20 protein-coding genes, 1 tRNA gene and 1 pseudogene are annotated in these 20,254 nt (G+C 40.2%); 3 read left to right on the top strand and 19 right to left on the bottom strand.

Features of this window, described 5'->3' with window-relative positions; genetic code table 11:
• Positions 1-106 precede the first annotated feature (106 nt).
• Entirely contained in the window at positions 107-532 is a 426-nt protein-coding gene (ndk, locus tag DNK85_RS09955) for a nucleoside-diphosphate kinase (protein ID WP_119329423.1), read from the top strand.
• 34 nt (positions 533-566) lie between these two features.
• Here ndk and DNK85_RS09950 read toward each other — a convergent pair.
• From DNK85_RS09950 to glmM, 19 genes and pseudogenes are all read right to left on the bottom strand, one after another.
• A pseudogene (locus tag DNK85_RS09950) lies at positions 567-698 on the bottom strand (hypothetical protein); the annotation flags it as partial.
• 83 nt (positions 699-781) lie between these two features.
• On the bottom strand, positions 782-2,224 hold the full coding sequence (gene nuoN / locus DNK85_RS09945) for an NADH-quinone oxidoreductase subunit NuoN (protein ID WP_235842424.1): 1,443 nt from the start codon (positions 2,222-2,224) through the stop codon (positions 782-784).
• A 6-nt stretch (positions 2,225-2,230) separates the two neighbouring features.
• Positions 2,231-3,844: a complex I subunit 4 family protein gene (locus tag DNK85_RS09940; RefSeq protein ID WP_119329421.1), complete on the bottom strand. Its 1,614-nt coding sequence runs from the start codon at positions 3,842-3,844 to the stop codon at positions 2,231-2,233.
• A gap of 27 nt (positions 3,845-3,871) precedes the next feature.
• Complete coding sequence (gene nuoL / locus DNK85_RS09935; RefSeq protein ID WP_119329420.1) at positions 3,872-5,881, bottom strand: NADH-quinone oxidoreductase subunit L; 2,010 nt, start codon at positions 5,879-5,881, stop codon at positions 3,872-3,874.
• A gap of 4 nt (positions 5,882-5,885) precedes the next feature.
• The gene (gene nuoK / locus DNK85_RS09930) at positions 5,886-6,203 is read right to left on the bottom strand and encodes an NADH-quinone oxidoreductase subunit NuoK (protein ID WP_119329419.1); all 318 of its coding nucleotides are present in this window, start codon (positions 6,201-6,203) and stop codon (positions 5,886-5,888) included.
• Entirely contained in the window at positions 6,196-6,846 is a 651-nt protein-coding gene (locus tag DNK85_RS09925) for an NADH-quinone oxidoreductase subunit J (RefSeq protein ID WP_119329418.1), read from the bottom strand. The genes nuoK and DNK85_RS09925 overlap by 8 nt, the downstream gene beginning before the upstream one ends.
• Before the next feature lie 6 nt (positions 6,847-6,852).
• Positions 6,853-7,344 (bottom strand): NADH-quinone oxidoreductase subunit NuoI, encoded by a 492-nt coding sequence (nuoI, locus tag DNK85_RS09920; RefSeq protein WP_119329417.1) that lies wholly within the window; start codon positions 7,342-7,344, stop codon positions 6,853-6,855.
• An 11-nt stretch (positions 7,345-7,355) separates the two neighbouring features.
• Positions 7,356-8,369, bottom strand: coding sequence for an NADH-quinone oxidoreductase subunit NuoH (nuoH, locus tag DNK85_RS09915; RefSeq protein WP_119329416.1), 1,014 nt, complete (start codon positions 8,367-8,369; stop codon positions 7,356-7,358).
• A complete protein-coding gene (gene nuoG, locus DNK85_RS09910) occupies positions 8,366-10,768 on the bottom strand; it encodes an NADH-quinone oxidoreductase subunit NuoG (protein ID WP_162896664.1) in 2,403 nt (800 codons plus the stop codon). Before nuoG ends, nuoH begins: the two co-directional genes overlap by 4 nt.
• A gap of 76 nt (positions 10,769-10,844) precedes the next feature.
• Entirely contained in the window at positions 10,845-12,116 is a 1,272-nt protein-coding gene (gene nuoF, locus DNK85_RS09905) for an NADH-quinone oxidoreductase subunit NuoF (RefSeq protein ID WP_119329414.1), read from the bottom strand.
• Between the two features lie 3 nt (positions 12,117-12,119).
• Positions 12,120-12,623 carry an NADH-quinone oxidoreductase subunit NuoE family protein gene (locus DNK85_RS09900; RefSeq protein WP_119329413.1) on the bottom strand — a complete coding sequence of 168 codons (504 nt, stop codon included), beginning with the start codon at positions 12,621-12,623 and terminating at the stop codon, positions 12,120-12,122.
• A gap of 13 nt (positions 12,624-12,636) precedes the next feature.
• On the bottom strand, positions 12,637-13,890 hold the full coding sequence (locus DNK85_RS09895) for an NADH-quinone oxidoreductase subunit D (protein ID WP_119329412.1): 1,254 nt from the start codon (positions 13,888-13,890) through the stop codon (positions 12,637-12,639).
• An 11-nt stretch (positions 13,891-13,901) separates the two neighbouring features.
• On the bottom strand, positions 13,902-14,570 hold the full coding sequence (locus DNK85_RS09890; protein ID WP_119329411.1) for an NADH-quinone oxidoreductase subunit C: 669 nt from the start codon (positions 14,568-14,570) through the stop codon (positions 13,902-13,904).
• Positions 14,571-14,572: 2 nt separating this feature from the next.
• Positions 14,573-15,058, bottom strand: coding sequence for a NuoB/complex I 20 kDa subunit family protein (locus DNK85_RS09885; RefSeq protein WP_119329410.1), 486 nt, complete (start codon positions 15,056-15,058; stop codon positions 14,573-14,575).
• Positions 15,049-15,444, bottom strand: a complete 396-nt coding sequence (gene ndhC, locus DNK85_RS09880) for an NADH-quinone oxidoreductase subunit A (protein WP_162896665.1) — start codon at positions 15,442-15,444, stop codon at positions 15,049-15,051. Before ndhC ends, DNK85_RS09885 begins: the two co-directional genes overlap by 10 nt.
• An 18-nt stretch (positions 15,445-15,462) precedes the next feature.
• Positions 15,463-15,548: transfer RNA gene (locus DNK85_RS09875), tRNA-Leu, on the bottom strand.
• A 133-nt stretch (positions 15,549-15,681) separates the two neighbouring features.
• Complete coding sequence (gene secG / locus DNK85_RS09870) at positions 15,682-16,188, bottom strand: preprotein translocase subunit SecG (protein ID WP_119329408.1); 507 nt, start codon at positions 16,186-16,188, stop codon at positions 15,682-15,684.
• 13 nt (positions 16,189-16,201) lie between these two features.
• The gene (gene tpiA, locus DNK85_RS09865; protein WP_119329407.1) at positions 16,202-16,957 is read right to left on the bottom strand and encodes a triose-phosphate isomerase; all 756 of its coding nucleotides are present in this window, start codon (positions 16,955-16,957) and stop codon (positions 16,202-16,204) included.
• 49 nt (positions 16,958-17,006) lie between these two features.
• Positions 17,007-18,338, bottom strand: coding sequence for a phosphoglucosamine mutase (gene glmM / locus DNK85_RS09860; RefSeq protein WP_119329406.1), 1,332 nt, complete (start codon positions 18,336-18,338; stop codon positions 17,007-17,009).
• Between the two features lie 271 nt (positions 18,339-18,609).
• Between glmM and DNK85_RS09855 the strand changes: the two genes are divergently transcribed.
• Positions 18,610-19,854: an ATP-binding protein gene (locus DNK85_RS09855; protein ID WP_119329405.1), complete on the top strand. Its 1,245-nt coding sequence runs from the start codon at positions 18,610-18,612 to the stop codon at positions 19,852-19,854.
• Positions 19,855-19,895: 41 nt separating this feature from the next.
• Complete coding sequence (gene tnpA / locus DNK85_RS12420) at positions 19,896-20,204, top strand: IS200/IS605 family transposase (protein WP_119329404.1); 309 nt, start codon at positions 19,896-19,898, stop codon at positions 20,202-20,204.
• The last annotated feature ends 50 nt before the right edge of the window (positions 20,205-20,254 follow it).

Below are 20,254 nucleotides of genomic sequence, written 5' to 3'. Positions count from 1 at the left end.
AAATCATCGTGTACAGAGAATTCAATCTCAGAAATACTGTAAAATGGATTGATGTGTGTATATAATGCCGATGTCTTTTATCAAACATAATATAAGGAAAATACACATGGCTATTGAAAGAACCCTTTCGATTATTAAACCTGATGCCGTTGCCAAGAATGTCATCGGTCAAATTTATTCACGTTTTGAACAAGCTGGCCTTAAAGTTATTGCAGCTAAAATGAAGCAATTATCAGCAGCCGAGGCTGGTGAATTTTACGCTGTACACAAAGCACGTCCTTTCTATAATGACCTGGTGAAATTTATGAGCTCAGGCCCTGCCATGATTCAAGTATTAGAAGGTGACAATGCCATTGTTAAAAACCGTGAGCTAATGGGCGCCACAAATCCTAAAGAAGCTGCTGCTGGAACGATTCGTGCTGATTTTGCCGATAGCATTGATGCCAATGCTGTGCATGGTTCAGATGCGCCAGAAACAGCTGCTATTGAAGTGGCTTTCTTCTTCAGTGGCTTGGAAGTTTGTGTGCGTTAATTTTTCTTTATATTGGGCGTGTGCAATATGCCCACTACGTATTCCATATAATAAATCTAACATCAACATTAGCGCCTAAAGATGCAGCTGCTTTTCTTAGTGTTTTAAGTGTAATATTCCTGCCTTTTTCAATATCATGATAGCGCTGAAAACTAACATCCATGGATTTGGCAACCTCAGTTTATGATAATTACTTGGAAGGTAATTCTTAAGAATCTTAAACTTTAAAAAATGAGTTATTTTTAGCGTTTAAAACAATCCATAAATCGGTGAAATAAGCGTTACCAGTAAAGCAGGGAAGATACCAAGCAATAAAATTAAGCCAGCATTAATGCTTAAGCCAAACAGCGTCACTTTATTTGCATAAACTGGTGTTTGGTTTTTAGGTAGATCAAAGTACATGGACTTGATCACACGTAGATAATAATAACAAGCAATCACTGACATAATTAAGGCATAGATACCTAGTCCTAAGTGTCCCGTATCAATCAAACCCATAATAACAAATAGCTTAGCAGTGAATCCTGATAGTGGCGGAATACCTGCCATTGAGAACATCACAACCAACATAATAAACGCAATCCATGGGTTACGACGGTTAAGACCGGCAAAATCAGCAAGATTCTCAACTTCATTACCTCTGACACTTAATACGATCAACACACCAAAAGCTGCTGCCGACATTAGCACATAAATAACAACATAGAAAAGTGCTGTAGATACCGCAAAAGCCTGCGGATTTAATATCAAAGCTAATAATACAAAACCAATATGCGAAATCGTTGAGTAGCCGAGTATGCGTTTGACATTTTTCTGTGCCAATGCTAGTAAATTCCCGAAGAAAATCGAAAGAACCGCTAACACAGTCAGCACTTTACTCCACGCAAAAGCTTGCGCTGGCATGCCAATCATTAAGATATTTACCAGCATGGCAAAAGCAGCAACCTTTGGTACCGATGCTAGAAAGGCGGTCACTGCATTTGGTGAGCCCTCATAAACATCAGGCACCCACATATGAAAAGGTACAGCGCCTAATTTGAAAGTTGCTGTGGCAATCATCAACACCATTGCAACGAGAACAATTTGCGAATGCGCCATATCTGGATTGGCTAGGTATTTACCAATTTCAGTAAGATCAAGGCTACCCGTCACACCATAAATAAATGACATCCCATATAACAATAAACCTGAAGCAATCGCACCTAAAACAAAATACTTGATTGCCGCTTCAGCACCTGTTGCAAAGCCACGGCGAATGGCTAAAAGCGCATACAAAGGTAAAGACAATAACTCTAAGCCGATATAGATGGTTAATAAGCTATGTGCTGAAGTTAAGACAAGTGCGCCTAAAATAGATAATATTGACAAGACATAAAACTCACCTTGTGGCAACTTTCTATCTTCAATATATTCTTTGCAGTAGATAAAAACGAAAAAGGACACAAGCACGATCACTTCTTGCAAGATAAAGGTCAGCTCAGTTGATAAAGTTTGCCCTTCAAACCCGATATGAATATGTTCATTAAGTGATTTTAATAAAATCCATGCCGCAATAATCAAAAAGACTTGCGTGAGGATATAAGCAATATTTTTGATTTTCTTGCCAAAGAACAAATCCGCCAGCATTACAACCAAGGCGGCAATAGCTAAAGTAATTTCAGGAAGTATGGTGATAATATTTGCTAACATCATGGCTATTTACCCTATCGTTACCGCATGTGCAGCTTGAATGATATGTGTCGAAGCTGCTGAAGAAAGTTGTAGAATTGGTTCTGGATAAACACCAAACCAAATAGTAGGAATCGCTAATAGTACAAAGACAAAGACCTCAAGACCACTGATGTCTTTCAAGTTCGCAACTTGTGTTGTGATGACTTTACCAAAGAACAAGCGTTTATACATCCAAAGCGTATAGGCAGGGGCAATAACCAAAGTTAATCCAGCAAGCAATGCCACCCATGGTGAATATTTAAATACCGCCAATATAATCAAGAACTCGCCAACAAAACCACTTGTTCCTGGCAAACCAATATTTGCCAAGCAAAACAACATAAAGAAAGTGGCAAATATTGGCATTGAACGAGCAACCCCTTGAAAATCAGCAATATTACGACTTTGCATACGTAAATACAAATAGCCACAACCAATAAACATGCCTCCTGATGAGAATGCATGAGCGATCATTTGAAATACCGCACCTTGAATCGCTAATTGAGCATCTGCCATACCTAATACTTGATCTGGGTTGTTCTTAACTAATAAGAAAATAGAGAACATTGCCAAAGTCACTAAGCCCATATGTGAGATCGATGAATAAGCGATCAGACGTTTGAAATCGGTTTGCGCAATCGCAACAACCCCAACATAGACAATGGCAACTAATGAAATGGCAATCAATAACCAATCAAGCACTGCTGTAATGCTTGGAATCAATGGCAATACAAAACGCAAGAAACCATAAGCACCAAGCTTTAACATCAATGCAGCAAGGACAACAGAACCACCAGCTGGTGCCTCAGAATGTGCATCAGGCAACCACGAGTGAAATGGCCACATCGGGATTTTAACCGCAAACGCCAAAAAGAACACACCAAATAATAACCACTGTGCAGTGAGAGTAATGTTTACTAACTGCCCCATGCTATTGACTTGAGTCGCCCAGAAAATAAAGTTCTGAATCGAGAATGTGCCGCTATCCACCAAACTTGCACTTGGTAGGCTTGCCACTTGTTGCTGGATATACAAAAACGCAACTAATAAGAAGATAGAACCGGCGAAGGTATATAAGAAATATTTAATCGCAGCATAAGCTTTTTTCTTGCCACCCCAAATACCGATACCTAATGTAGTTGGGATTAACAATGCTTCCCAAAAAACATAAAACAGCATCGTATCCTGTGCCATAAATACCGCATTGGTTAAGCCCGTTGTAATCAAGAAAATCGCCATGTATTGTCTTAAACGCACCTTGATGCTGCGCCAAGCCGCAAGCACAATTACTACATTGGTGAAGCTTGTTAAGATAATAAATAGCACCGAAAAACCGTCTACTCCGAGGTAGTAATAAACCGCATCGTTATTATTAAATAAACTAAACCAACGTACACGTTCAACAAACTGCATACTGGCACTAGTTGGGTCAAACTCAAGATATAAAGGAACACACAGTAAAAGTGTCAATATGGCAACTGCTAAAGCCGTCCAACGTGCTGCTTCTTTTTTGCCATCTGGCGACTTCGCCGCTAATACGATAAAGCCACCAATAATAGGGACCCAGATTAGCAAGCTTAATAAGTAGTGAGTTATAAACATAGTATTAACTTTCCTTTAACCAAAGCCTTAGTTTACCCAAAAGATTAGCCATGCAATCAATGCCAAAACACCAATAAGCATCACAAGTGCGTAATCAAACAAGTAACCGCGTTGCACACGTGTTATCTTTTTGCCCGCAAAATAAATTAAATCCGCACTGCCCTGAACGGCAACTTTATCAATCATAAAGATATCGATCACGACCCACAGTACTTTACTTAAGAGAACAACCCCTTTGACGAAAACAAGATCATATAAACCATCGATAAAGTATTTTTCCACCAGAATATAATGCAAAATACCAACACCTGAACGTGCATTGGCTAGCATTTTGGGAATGCTAGGCACTAATACATAGAAGATATATGCCAAAATAAGTGCTGAAATTGCCAGCCAAAAAGCAGGTGTGTGCACAGAATGCATCACAAAATCCCATGGCGTTTTGGTTGCTGCCTCTTGTGCTAATGTCGCCACAACAGTCATATTGCCTAAAGCAGGCTCATAGTATTGTGCAATGGTATTGCCAAAAAAACCATGTGCATTAGCAAGGTTGGGTGTTAAGGCTGGTTCAAAAAACAACATCCCAGCAAACACCGATGGAATCGCTAATAAAATAAGCGGAATCAAAATCGTTAACGGTGATTCTTTAACATGCACTTTGGTATGCGCATCCACTCGTGTTGGACCATGGAAAGTCATAAAAATCATTCTAAAGGTATAAAAAGAAGTGACAAACGCACAAGCCAATACTAGGTAATAAGCAAATTCATGTCCGGGTAAAGTTGTCGTTGCTGCCGCATCAATAATCAAATCTTTTGAGAAAAAGCCCGCAAATGGCGGAATTGCAGCTAATGCCCAGCCACCAATAACCATACAGATATAGGTCACTGGCATATATTTTCTTAAGCCGCCCATCTTGCGCATATCTTGCTCGTGGTGAAGAGCGACGATAACTGACCCTGCTGCTAAAAATAATAGTGCCTTAAACATCGCATGTGTCATCAAATGAAACATTCCAATTGAAAAACCTGATGCACCCTGCGCCACCATCATATAACCCAATTGTGACAAAGTACAATAAGCAATGACACGTTTAATATCCATTTGCACAATTGCAATAAGCCCCATAAACAAACAGGTAATCGCACCAATAATCATTACAAAGCTCAGCGCTGTTGCTGAATGGACAAACATAGGCGACAGGCGCGCTACCATAAACACCCCTGCAGTGACCATTGTTGCCGCATGAATCAATGCCGATATTGGTGTTGGACCTTCCATTGAGCCTTCTAACCAAGTATGTAGCGGAAATTGCGCTGATTTACCCATCGCACCGATAAATAATAGCACACACATCAAGGTAATCGGGCTAAACTGCATACCTAAGAACGAGATCATCTGGCTATTATCAAGGTTGCTCACAGCAGTAAATACGGTGTTATAATCGATTGAATTACAATAATAAATCACCGTTGCAATCCCTAACAAGAAGCCTAAGTCACCAACACGGTTAACGATAAAAGCGCGTAAGCTTGCTTCATTAGCAGAATCTTTATCAAAGTAATAACCGATCAAGAGATAAGAGAATAAACCAACCCCTTCCCAACCAAAAAATAGTAGCAAGAAGTTATTACCCATGACTAAACAGAGCATGGCAAAAGTAAAACCAGAGATATACGCAAAAAAGCGCGCATAACCGGCTTCGCCTTTCATATAACCAATCGAGTAGACATGCACCAAAGTTGATACAAATGTGACGATCAACATCATAAAGACAGATAGCTTATCAACGGTAAAGCTGACCTTCATCCCTAATGATGGAAACAGTGCCCAATTGAAGTAGGTCACGGTATAAACATCATTATTGAGATAAACACCCAATGCCAGGATAACACTTAAGATAAAAGACAAAAGGACTAAGCCAATCGTAATACAGTTAACACCACTTAATTGTACCTTTTTTGAGAAAAAGCCAGCAACTATCGCACCTAATGCCGGTGCCAAGATAATAATGGCAATAACAAAATCAATTCCCATCGCCTTAGCCCTTTAATGTGTTTAGTTGACCGACATCGATTGTTTTACGCGTTCTAAATAATACGACCACAATCGCCAAACCAATTGCAGCTTCAGCTGCTGCAACCGTTAGAATAAAGAAGACAAACACATCACCTGTGTTTTGTTTGAGCATACTCGAGAAAGCAATAAAGTTAGTGTTTACTGCCAAGAGCATCAACTCAATCGACATCAATAAAATCAATAAATTGCGGCGGTTTATAATAATACCGGCAATACTTAACGAAAATATAATCGCACTAAAAATCAAATAATGCGTAATGGGTACCGGAATACTAGTCATTCTTAGGTTCTCCCTGATCAGAATTATCTTGTGATTTCTTTGTTTTTTCTATTTTAGAAGTACTTTTTTCTGACTTCATCTTAATCATCGTCAAACGGTCTTTCGCTTGCGTTTGAATCTGTAAGTTTGGATTAATTGACTTATTCCCTGGTTTTTTACCACGGAAAGTCAAGGTAATTGCTGAGACCATTGCTGCCAACAAGATCATACCAGCAAGCTCAAATGCATAGAGGTATTTATTGGAGAACATCTCACGCCCCAAACTCTCAACTGTACCCAAACCACCGGTCATTGTTCTATCAGCAAACGCGTGCGTAACAACGATTGAAATAAGAACTGCTAAGAAAACACACAATAAAATCACAATCGGCCAGTAAAATACTAGCTTTTTCTGTTTAATAACGATATTGATGTCCAACATCATCACCACAAACAAAAACATCACCAAAACTGCTCCAACGTACACAACAATCAACAGCAGCGCTAGATATTCTTGCTGCATCGTCAACCAAACACCTGCTGCAGCAAAAAAAGTAAACACCTTAGCAATAACTGCACGCACTGGGTTTTTTGCACTGATGACTAATAGCGCGCCAAGCACCGTTAGTGCGGCAAATACATAAAAGATAATACTTACACTCATCGATCTCTACCTAAATGCTCTGTCTGCTTCACGATCTTTAGCGATCTCATCTTCATATTTATCACCAACAGCTAAAAGTTTTGCTTTGGTCATGATATTCTCACCACGGTTTTCAAAATGATATTCAAAAATGCGCGTTTCAACAATCGAGTCTACCGGACAAGACTCTTCACAAAAGCCACAAAAGATGCATTTGAATAAATCAATCTCATATTTCGTGGTACGTCTTGAACCATCTTCACGTGGCTCGGCTTCAATCGTGATTGCAAGTGCTGGACAAACAACTTCACACAATTTACAAGCGATACAACGCTCTTCACCATTTTCATAGCGACGCAATGCGTGCAATCCACGAAAACGACCAGATTGCGGTGTTTTTTCATCCGGATATTGCACTGTTACTTTACGCGTAAAAAAGTGCTTTCCAGTAATTTTAAGACCTTTTAATAACTCCCATAGCAAAAAGGTCTGACAATAGCGTTTAATTGCTTTAAACATCAATAAATCTCCTACCACCAAGGACCCAAGCCAAGTTTAACCATAAATGCAACAACAATTACCCACACTAATGTCACCGGAATAAAAATTTTCCAGCCCAACCGCATTAATTGATCATAGCGATACCTTGGGAAAGTTGCACGAATCCACAAATACATAAACATGAAAATACCGGTTTTTAAGAATAGCCAAATCATGCCCGGTACAAAACTAAAGAACTGATCAAGTACAGGAATATTTTCAAATGGTGAAATCCAACCACCTAAAAAGAAAACTGCTGTCAATAAACTGATCAAGATCATATTGGCGTATTCCGCTAGGAAGAACAAAGCAAAACGTGCACCTGAGTACTCAACGTGATGTCCTGCAATAATCTCAGACTCACCTTCAATCACATCAAAGGGAGCACGCCCAGTTTCCGCAACTCCAGCAATAAAATAAATAATAAATAATGGAAATAGCGGAATAAAATACCAATGCCAAATACCCCCTTGCTGCGTTTCGACAATCGTGCTCAAATTAAGTGAGCCTGCGGCAATCAATACACCAACAATGGCAAAACCCATCGCGAGCTCATAGGACACGACCTGAGCTGCTGCACGCAGTGCACCGAACATCGCATATTTTGAATTAGACGCCCAACCAGCAATAATCACACCATATACTGCAATCGATGTCATTGCTAAAATATATAATACACCGGCATTGATATCTGCCAATACAATGCCCTGACCAAATGGTACTACCGCCCATGTGGTATAAGCAGGAGCAAAAGCCAACATTGGCGCAACAAAAAACAGGTAACGGTTTGACTTCGCTGGAATAATAATTTCTTTGAGCAACAATTTGACTGCATCAACTATCGGTTGCAATAAACCAAAAGAACCCACACGATTTGGGCCGACACGATCCTGCATATAACCAATCACTTTGCGTTCTGCGTAGGTATAATAAGCCACAACTAAAATCAAAGGAATAACGATCAATAATACTTTTAGAACAATCCAGATAATATCTAAAATCATGCATTTACCACCGTCAGTTTAATTGGCCTGATTGTAACATTGCGCCAAGCTTTGCGACAAGTCGGCATAAGCTGAAACGGGACGATTATCGTCTGTTTTGCCAATGCACCCTCAATGATAAGATCGACTTCGTATGTTTTACCATCAAAATCTACAACAACACGACTTGATTCGTTCAAGCCATGCTCTTTGGCATACGCAGCTGATACACGTAAGCTTTGCGCATAATAGGCATCTTTCGTCGCTTGCAATGGTGTAGCACGCCTTAACAAAGCATTCGTGCGATACATCGAAACAGCAGGTAAGACATGATAGCCTTCATTTAATGCTGTTAAGCCACTCTTAAATAACGCATCAACATCGACTACCAGATTAGCTCTTTCATACGAAACAAACTCTTGATACACCGCATCGACGTTGTGGTAATCAAAGCCATCTAAACGCAATAGATTTGCTAATACACGTAATACTTTCCACAAAGGCTTACTATCTTCATACGGTGGGATAACAGCTTTAAAGCGCTGTGTGTGCCCAGAAATATTGATAAAAGAGCCATCTTCCTCAAAGTGCGTGGTTATTGGCAATATGATATCTGCATACGCAAACATCGCTTCTGTCGCATAACTTGTAAATGCTGCGACGATATCAATTTCTTGAAGTGCTTTTAATGCTTCTTGCCCTAAAACACTGTCACACTCAGGCTCAACCCCAAAATTCAATAACAGTTTGGTTTTATTACTTAATATTGCTTGTGCATCCATACCTTGTTGTAAGTTTTCAGTAGCCCCTGGTAAATACTCACTTGCTGCTCCTGCGAATAATGCACCTTTTGCATTAGCACCAAAGCTAAGCACACCACCTTTAGCAGCAAGCAGTGATTTAAGCTCAGTAAATAGCGCATATATTTCAGCACAGTCTTTATTTAACATCGCATCAAAACCTAAGATCATCACTGGCTTTTCAGAAGATATTAGTGTTGTTGCTAAATTTTCGATCTCAGGTGAAATTCCCAGTGATTCAACAGCTTTTTTAACCGCCACTGATGTAATTGGTTGAGAGATTTTTTGCGCTACAGCTTTGACTAAATTTGCCAAAGCATAGACCATCTCATTGGCTTCAACTTGCATCGTTGTAACGGTGTAATTAAAATTATATTCTTGGCTATTGAGTGCTAAGACCTTTGCACCGTTTTTCACCGCTTTATGCACTCGATGATTAATAAGTGGCACTTCTTTACGCAAATAACTACCAACAAGTAAGGTTACATCAGCATCTTCAATTTCAGATAATTCACAATCAAATCCAACTCCTGTATGTAGTGTCAAAGCATGTGCTCCCTGCATTAAGCGCGTATCAATATTATTTGATCCTACTTGACGCATTAGCTTTTGGATAAGATATAAACTTTCCGTTGTTGCTGAGTCTGAAGCTAAACTGGATATTGCATTGACACCATCTTGGGCTTTAGTTTGCTCAATCGCGACTTTAATAAAATCAAGCGCTTCCTCCCAAGAGACATCAACCCAAGCGCCTGCTTTTTTAATCATCGGCTTTGTTACGCGGTCATCTGCATAAACACCAGCATAAGCAAAGCGATCCTTATCAGCAATCCATGTTTCATTAATACTTTCATTTTCTTTTGGGACAACACGCATCAGTTGATTGCGACGCGTATGTGCATAAATATTCGCACCTACACAATCGGCACCGGAAATTGTCGCATATTGCTGAAGCTCCCAAGCACGTGCATGAAATCTAAATGGTTTCGACGTCAATGCACCAACTGGACATAAATCAATAATATTACCTGATAACTCTGAATTGACCGTTTTAGCAACATAGGTACTGATTTGCGTATGATCTCCACGCCCCATCGCACCAAGCTCTTTGTCACCACTGATTTCCTCACCAAAGCGTACACAACGCGTACATTGAATACAACGTGTCATATCAGTTGCGACCAATGGACCTAATGTTGGATCATCAAACACGCGCTTTGTTTCGCTATATTTAGAAACATCATTACCATAGCCCATCGCGATATCCTGTAACTCACACTCACCACCCTGATCGCAAATCGGGCAATCAAGTGGGTGATTAATAAGTAAAAACTCCATGACTTTCTTTTGGTAAGACAGTGTTGCTGGTGATTTTGTGAAAACTTTCATACCATCCATAATGGGTGTTGCACACGCAGGAGATGGTTTTCTTGCCCCTTCAACTTCGACAAGACACATTCTACAATTAGCAGCAATCGAAAGTTTTTTATGATAACAAAAGCGCGGAATATAAATGCCATGCTTATCAGCGATCTGAATAATCATCTCACCGGGTTTAGCCGCATATGACTGACCATTGATCTCAATACTAAGTTGTTTTGTTGCTTCTTTTTCTGACACGGGAGTCACCCTTCATCATTACGTTTATTTTTTGAATTATATTTTTCCAAAATGGAAAATATAATTTCACTATCATTTAAGCGCTTACTATACTGCGCCCATGTTCAATCATATATTCAAACTCATGTCTGAATTTCTTAATATAGCTTTGCACAGGCCACGCTGCAGCATCACCCAAACCACAAATTGTATTACCTTCAATATTAGAAGCAACACGTGATAAATTATCGATATCTTCCGGTTTACCTTCACCATGCAAAATGCGCTCTAAGGCTCTAGCCAACCAACCAGTTCCTTCACGACAAGGCGTACATTGTCCACAAGACTCTTCATAATAGAATTCTGCCAAGCGCGCTAATAACTCAACCATACATGTATCTTCATCAAGTACGACAACAGCACCAGAACCTAACATTGAGCCTGCTTGACCAATAGCTTCATAATCCATGGTTAAAGACAGCATTTCATCACCTGTTAGGATCTTACATGAGCTACCACCTGGAATCACTGCTTTGATTTTCTTATTCTCACGCACACCACCTGCCATCGCCAACAAGTCTTTAAATGGCGTACCTAGCCCAATTTCAAACACACCGGGGGTATTAACATGCCCTGAAACGCAAAAAAGCTTGGTGCCACCACTTTTCTCAGTGCCCATTTTTTGAAACCACTCGCCCCCATGCTCTAGTATTGGCGGCACTGAAGCATAAGTCTCCGTATTATTGATGTTCGTAGGGCAATCATACAAGCCTTTATTGGCTGGAAAAGGCGGCTTAAATCGCGGCTGACCTTTACGTCCTTCAAGAGAGTTTAATAACGCCGTTTCTTCACCGCAAATATAGGCACCTGCCCCTATTGAGCAATATAAATTAAAATCAACGCCTGAACTACGTAAGTTAAAACCAATCAAACCCATGGCACGTGCCTCATTTAACGCTGCTTCAAAACGTGCAATCGGCTCATAAAACTCACCACGAATATAGTTATAGCCAACCGTAGCACCCGTAACATAACCGGCAATTGCCATGCCCTCAATCAACTGATGAGGGTTGTTACGTAAAATCTCGCGATCCTTACATGTCCCTGGCTCGCCTTCATCGGAATTGCATACGACATACTTCTGCCCAGGTAGGTTGCGCGGCATAAAGCTCCACTTAAGCCCGGTTGGGAAACCCGCACCACCGCGACCGCGTAAACCCGATTTTTTAAGCTCTTCAATAATTACCTCTGGTGGAATCTTTTCATCTAAAATTCTTTTCCAGTAAGAGTAACCACCAACAGACTCATAAGACTTTAATGACCAAGGCCGCTCAAGGTGTAGTGTTCTAAAACAAACTTCATTCGCCATATGCTACTCCAAGGAATCAATAATTTGATCGACTTTTTGAATGGTTAGATTTTCATAAAAAACCTTATCCACTTCTAACATTGGCGCACCACAGCATGCACCCTGACACTCGACAGATTTCAGTGTAATTCTGCCATCAGCAGTGGTTTGCCCTGCTTTGATATCTAACTTATTTTCAATATGCGTCATGATTTTCTTGGCACCATTTAGCATACATGAGAGATTAGTGCATACATTTAACTTATGTCTGCCCACCTTTTCCAGATCATACATACTATAAAAAGTCGCCACCTCATAGACTGAAGCTGCCGGCACATCCAAATAAAGAGCTAACCTATCCATCAGTTCTTCAGTCAAATAGCCATCATTATAGTCTTGCAAGACATGCAAGCCAGGAATGATTACTGAACGCTTTTGATTAGTGGGATAACGCTTTTCCCAGTTTTCCAAAACCTCGGTCACTTGGGGCGAGAAAATCTCTTTTTTATCTAATTTATTATCTAACATAGACAAACCTTACTTATCTATCTACATCGCCAAACACAATATCTTGTGTCGCAATAATTGCCGGAGCATCGGATAACATATGCCCGCTTAACATTTCATTCATCGCACTTAAATGGGTAAAGCCTGGTGCTCTAATCTTTACACGGTACGGTTTATTCGCACCATCTGATACAAGATATATACCAAATTCACCTTTAGGATGTTCCGTTCCCACATACACCTCACCTTCAGGTACGCAATAGCCCTCAGAGAACAATTTAAAGTGGTGGATCAAGGCTTCCATACTATTTTTCATCTCATCACGCTTAGGCGGAGTGACTTTATGATTTGGCGCCATAATCGGACCATCATTGTGACGCAACCATTCAACACACTGACGAATGATTTTATTGGATTCACGCATTTCTGCCATACGCACTAAATAACGATCATAGCAATCACCATGACTGCCAACAGGAATATCAAAATCAAGTTCGCTATAAACATCATAAGGCTGCTTTTTGCGAAGATCCCAAGCAACTCCTGAGCCCCTTAACATCGGGCCCCCAAAGCCTAATGCCTTGGCACGCTCAGCTGTTACCACACCAATACCAACAGTACGTTGTTTCCAAATACGGTTGTTCGTTAATAGATTTTCATATTCATCAACACACTTTGGAAAACGCTCAGTAAAATCCCAAATAAAATCAAGCAATGAACCTTGGCGGTTTTTGTTAATTGCTTTTAGTTTACGTTTTGACGTGAAACGTGATTTTTCATACTTTGGCATCGTCAGTGGTAGATCGCGAGCGACACCTCCTGGACGAAAATAAGTCGCATGCATTCTCGCACCTGAAACTGCCTCATAACAATCAAACAGGTCTTCACGCTCACGAAACGCATATAGGAACATTGTCATCGCGCCCAAGTCTAAACTATTAGCTGCCGTCCACAGTAGATGATTCAAAATACGGGTAATTTCCGCAAACATTACTCGGATATATTGCGCACGTTTTGGCACTTCAATTTCAAGTAGTTTCTCAATCGCTAACACATAAGCATGTTCATTACACATCATCGATACATAATCTAAGCGATCCATATAACCAATGCTTTGATTGTATGGTTTTGACTCAGCGAGCTTTTCAGTACCCCGATGCAATAAGCCAACATGCGGATCAGCACGAACAACGACTTCACCATCTAGTTCTAACACCAAACGCAATACGCCATGAGCCGCCGGATGTACCGGACCAAAGTTCATTGTATAATTTTTAAATTCTGCCATAGCATTCTCAATTACTGTTCATCTAAGTAACGGTTATCTTGACGAATAACCTTAGGAGCATTAACACGCGGATCAATTTCTACCGGTTCGTAAACCACACGCTTTTGTGCTTCATCGTAACGCATCTCAACATAACCACTTTGCGGGAAATCCTTTCTAAATGGATGGCCAACAAAACCATAATCTGTCAATATTCGACGCAAATCTGGGTGCCCAGTAAAAATAAAACCAAACATATCAAAAGCTTCACGCTCATTCCAGTTTGCCGAAGGCCAAATATCAACAACACTGGGTAACATAAGATCATATTCATTTAAATATACTTTAACACGCAGACGAATATTAAGCGCTAAACTCATTAAATGATAAACTACAGCAAAACGCTTCTTAGCTTTGTTAGATTCTTTATGCAATAACTCACCTTTAACAACGCCACGTGAGAAACCACTACTTGTTGCACTTTGTGTCTTCCACTCATCTTCCCCAAAGCTTAAGTAGTCAACACCCGAAACATCGACAAGCTGCTCAAATTTAAAAACATTTTTTAAACGGGTCATCACTTTGATGAGGTTATCTTTAGCAATCTCAACTGTCAATTCATCATATTGAAACGTTGTTGCGATAAACTGACTGTCAAAGTCATTCGTTAAATCATCGATAAATTCTTGCGTTAACGACATCGTCATTTCCTCGCGATGGTATTAGTACGTTTAATTTTATTTTGTAACTGAATAATCCCATAAATCAATGCTTCAGCAGTTGGCGGGCAGCCTGGCACATAAATATCCACTGGCATAATACGATCACACCCTCTCACCACGGAATACGAATAATGATAATAGCCTCCACCATTAGCACATGAACCCATTGAGATAACCCATTTTGGATCAGGCATCTGATCATAAACCTTACGTAGAGCTGGCGCCATTTTGTTACATAGAGTTCCAGCAACGATCAATACATCCGACTGACGCGGGCTAGGACGAAATACAATACCAAAACGATCCAGATCATAACGAGCCGCTCCCGCATGCATCATCTCAACAGCACAACAAGCAAGTCCAAAAGTCACAGGCCACAAGGATCCTGTGCGCACCCAATTAACTAAAGAGTCAGCACTGGCAGTAATAAAGCCTTTGTTGTTATTAATGCTTTCTTCTACTCCCATTCTAGCGCCCCTTTCTTCCACTCGTAGATAAATCCAATTAGCAAAATAAACAAGAAGATCATCATTGCAATAAAAGCCGCCCATGAAACTCCACCGACGCCACTATCACGCACCAGCACACCCCAAGGGATCATAAAGGCAACTTCAAGATCAAAAACCAAAAATAAAATAGCAACCAAATAAAAACGCACATCGAACTTGATGCGCGCATCTTCAAATTCAGCAAATCCGCACTCAAATGGCGCATTTTTTTCGGGGCTAGGTCTATTCACCCCGACAATGATCGATAGCATTTTGCCGCCAATTGCCATTGCTGATGCGATAGCAATCGCCACAATGAGAAAAATTAAAATCGGCAAAAACTCATGATATACACTATATTGCAACATGCCTATATCCTCGTTTGGTGCCAAAGGCGGGACTCGAACCCGCACAAGCTGCGCTCACCACCCCCTCAAGATGGCGTGTCTACCAATTCCACCACTTTGGCAAAAGTATTTTTATTAACCACAAACCTTGCGCCTTACAACACCTAACCTCGCTAGCTTAATCTTCCTTAAAAGGAGAGCGCCACCGGCTAAAGTATTCAAATCATCAACAACCCAGAAGTTTTAGTTCTTAAGTTATTTAGTTGACGCTGGTACTGCTTCTTTCTCTTTAGTAGTTGTATTATTCTTCGCATCAACTGCCTGCTTTGGCTCACCATCAGTATTTGATGTTGTCGTCGCTGGCGTCTTTAAAAGATTATTGACCGGAAGTGTCATTGCAGCTTTAGCTTTGTCATCTTGTTTGTCCGATGCTTTAGCCTGATCAATCAAAGCCTGCTGTGCCGCTTGCTGTTTTTGATAATCAGCTTGCGATACGCCGCTTGATACTTGAGTCTCAGCACCCTTGTTTGCATTTTGCTTGCCAATATAGCTTAAACTCACGCTTGTGACAAAGAAAACAGCAACCAACACGGCTGTCAATTTAAACATAAATGGCGCCGCTCCTCGACTACCAAATACAGTTTGTGATGCGCCTGATCCAAAAGACGCGCCCATATTTGCTCCTTTGCCCTGCTGCAACAATATCAATCCAACAATTAAGATCGCAACAATAATATGTACAGTGATAACTAACGCTAACATTTACTTGTTTTGCCTATTTCACATGCTTTGCATGTCTAACAATTTCACCAAAGTCCTTCCCGTTTAGAGAAGCACCCCCTATCAAACCACCATCGACATCCGCCAGTTTAAGTATCTCACCAGCGTTTGATGGCTTAAGGCTGCCACCATATATAATTTTGATATTTTTAGCAAGCGCAACATGGAAGTTTGTGATGATGGAACGTAAGTACGCATGAACCTCTTGGACTTGTGACGCAGTTGCTGCAAGCCCTGTACCAATCGCCCATACCGGTTCATAGGCAATGATAACATTTCTCAACTGATTAAGTGTTAACTCATGCAATACAGTGCTAAGCTGTGCTTTTAACACCTCTTCAAGTTTACCAGAAGTTCTCTCATATAATGTCTCACCCACACACACAATCGTATATAGACCTGCATCAGTTGCTTTCTTGGCTTTTAAAGCAACATCTTTGTTGCTCTCACCAAATAACGCACGACGCTCTGAATGTCCAACAATCACATATTGACAATTAAAATCCTTAAGCATATTAGCACTAATCTCACCGGTATAAGCACCATTATCATACTGACTGATATTTTGTACACCAAGACCAATGCCTTTGATATTATCGCTAACATATGACAGATAGACATTAGGCACACACACCGCCACATCTGCAGTCAGTTGCTCTTTTGATAATTTGTTTAGCGACTCACATAGGCTCTTAATCGACAATAGTGAACCATTCATTTTCCAGTTACCAATAATAATTTGCTTTCTCATCGTTACTCCATATTTAGCTACTTAATATCACACGTAAAGGTAAAGTAATTTACGCGCGATATAACTTTTCTTTAACCTTTTCAACCAGATACTCTACCCATTCTTTGGTAAGATCAACCGTTTTTGCTTCAACCATCACACGCAATACAGGTTCAGTGCCTGAAGGACGCAATACCACACGCCCATCATTACCTAATGTTTTTTCAACAAAACTAACATCTTCAATCAAGAGACTCATATCATTAGCGTCAAGCTTTTTCGTCAATGGCACATTAACCATCAATTGCGGCATTTTTTGAATCCCCACAAGTGCTGATAATGGTTTATTGACTTTCGTTAATAATGCGAATATCTGCAACGCTGCCATCAAACCATCGCCAGTTGAATTATAACGAAGATCAATAATGTGTCCTGACGACTCACCACCAAGTGCCCAGCCATTTTCAAGCAATAACTCCATCACATAACGATCACCCACTTTAGCGCGTTTAAAGGGCAACCCCAGCTTTGCAAAAGCCTGTTCAATTGCAAGATTAGTCATCACTGTCCCAATCACACCTGATATATTTTGACTGTGTTTTGCCAACGCCAATAATATTTCATCACCATCAACCACACAACCGGTCTCATCAACTAGCATAATGCGATCACCATCACCATCAAAAGCGATACCCAAGTCAGCCTTTTGATTAACTACAGCTGCCTTTAGCATATTCAGATGTACCGCACCACAATTTTCATTAATATTTAACCCATCTGGATTTGAAGCAATATTAACAACATTTAAATTCAAACGTGAAAATACCTCTTTCGCCACGCGAAATAACGCACCATTGGCACAGTCAACAATGATTTTCTTATCACCTAAATGAATATGGTCTGCAAACGATTCTAAGCAATGTTCAATATAAGGTTGCACTTCGTTAATCTGACTATAGATTTCACCAAATTTACCCTCTGGCTGATAATAAAACTCTTCATTAATATAATGCTCAATCTGATATTCAATATCATCAGCTAACTTATGCCCTTCATGCGAAAATAATTTGATACCATTATCATAAAAGGGATTGTGTGAGGCACTTAAGACAACACCTGCTCCAGCTTTAAACATCGGCACCATAAATGCAACTACCGGTGTTGGTACCATGCCTAGATTAATGACATTGACACCAACTGCAGTGATCCCTGCAATAAACCCAGCTTTTAGCATATCTGATGATCGGCGTGTATCTTGCCCAACTACCACCACTAACGGCAGATGCTTTTCGCGCAGTGCTTGACCCACTGCATTCCCAAGCTTCATTGCAAACTCAGGGGTAATAGGATGAACACCCACCTTGCCACGCACACCATCGGTGCCAAAATATTTCCTTGCCATATATCTTAGTGCTTTTTAGTTTTTAGATTTAAAACGCTCTACATTATGCGCTACTTAATACAAATCGTTAAGTGATTTTCTTGGCGAAAGTCATACTTTCGCTGTGATAGTGCTTTAAAAAAACTTAACCACAGACCATCCACCACAAAAAACAAGGCAAATAGCGGTTGCTATTATTTTTCACTCTGTTGCTCACGTTCGTTTCACTTGAGTCTATAAGGGTAACACGATAAGATTGCTGATAATTTTTTAAAAAGCCAGTATAGATCACATGAAAAAACTTCCAATTGGTATATCAGGGATGGAAAAAATTATCAATGGCAATTACTTGTATGTTGATAAAACAAAGCTTATCAACACTCTCATAAATAATGGCGGTGGGTTTTACTTCCTATCACGACCACGACGCTTCGGGAAGTCGCTACTTATCGACACCATCAGACAACTTTTTCTAGGCAATAAAAAACTATTTACAGGTCTACATATAGAGAAACACTGGGACTGGCAAGTGCAATACCCTGTACTGCACTTTACCTTTGGCGAAGGGAATGCTGCCTCAACAGAAGAGTTAGATGCCAAAATCATGCGCTTCTTAGATGAATATTACCAAAGTTATGAAATAGACAATGTCTACAGCGAAATCAGCAGTCGCTTTGCTTATTTGATTGAACAACTTGCCAAAAATCACCGTAAAGTTGTCATTCTTGTTGATGAATATGACAAACCAGTACTGGATAATATCGACAATACCGAAATGGCAAAAGCGATGCGTCAACGCCTTAGAAACTTCTATAGTGTGATCAAATCTCAGGATGTTAATATTCAATTTGCGATGTTAACCGGCGTATCACGCTTCACCAAAATCAGTATTTTTAGTGAACTCAATAATTTAAAAGATATTACTCTTGATCAGCGCTATGCCGACATTTGCGGTTACAATCAAGCCGAGTTAGAACACTCATTTAAAGACCATTTAACCGCTGGCAATGTCGATCTAGACCAGCTTAAAAAGTGGTACAACGGCTATAACTTTGCTGGTGAAAAGACACAAAGAGTTTACAACCCCTTTGATATTCTACTATTCATTGATGGCGGCTATCGTTATCAAAGCTATTGGTTTGAAACAGCGACGCCTGCCTTTTTGGTTAAGATGATCCAACAAAATCGCTACTTTATCCCTCACTTGGAAGATCTTGTCGTCAGTGAAACCATGTTATCGAAATTTGATATTAACGATATGCCGATCGCCACTTTACTCTTTCAAACGGGTTATTTAACCATCAAAGAAATAACCGCGCGTGGCAATCGCATGGCATATCGCTTGGGTTATCCCAACTATGAAGTGAAATCAAGCTTAAATGAATCTCTTGCCAATATTGGCACAACCACAGATAACAAGGATTTTATACTTGGCCGCTTGGTTAACAGTTTTGAACAAGGCAATTTTGACGACTTAAAACTGATTTTAAGCAGTCATTTTTCCTCTATGCGGTCGAAGACAGAGCACCACGGGTGATACCCGTGGGTGAATGAGCCTTTCGGTGGTATTATGTTTGGATGAAAGCATATAAATCAGCACATGGAGTTTATAGGCTCCAATATCATATAGTTTGGGTATGTAAATACCGGCGAAAGGTCCTGAATCCTGGAGTGTGTAGGTACATTCAGTGGGTAATGCCGAAGCTGCTACGAAAAATTCCTGGCGTATTGCTTGAGGAGATTGGCTTTGATAAAGATCACCTGCATATGGTAATGGTGATTCCGCCCAAATATAGTATTTCGGAGGTTATGAGGGATCTTAAAAGCCAATCGACGGTTTACACGCGACCGCACTTTGTATTTTGTGTAAATGTTAATTCGAAATAAAACGTATTATGTGACACAGGACTTTTTGTATGTAACGATTGCTGGCTGGG

This window comes from Cysteiniphilum halobium, assembly GCF_003574425.1.
GTDB classification, from domain to species: Bacteria; Pseudomonadota; Gammaproteobacteria; order Francisellales; family Francisellaceae; genus Caedibacter; species Caedibacter halobius.
This window is presented reverse-complemented; position numbering and strand designations above follow the sequence as displayed.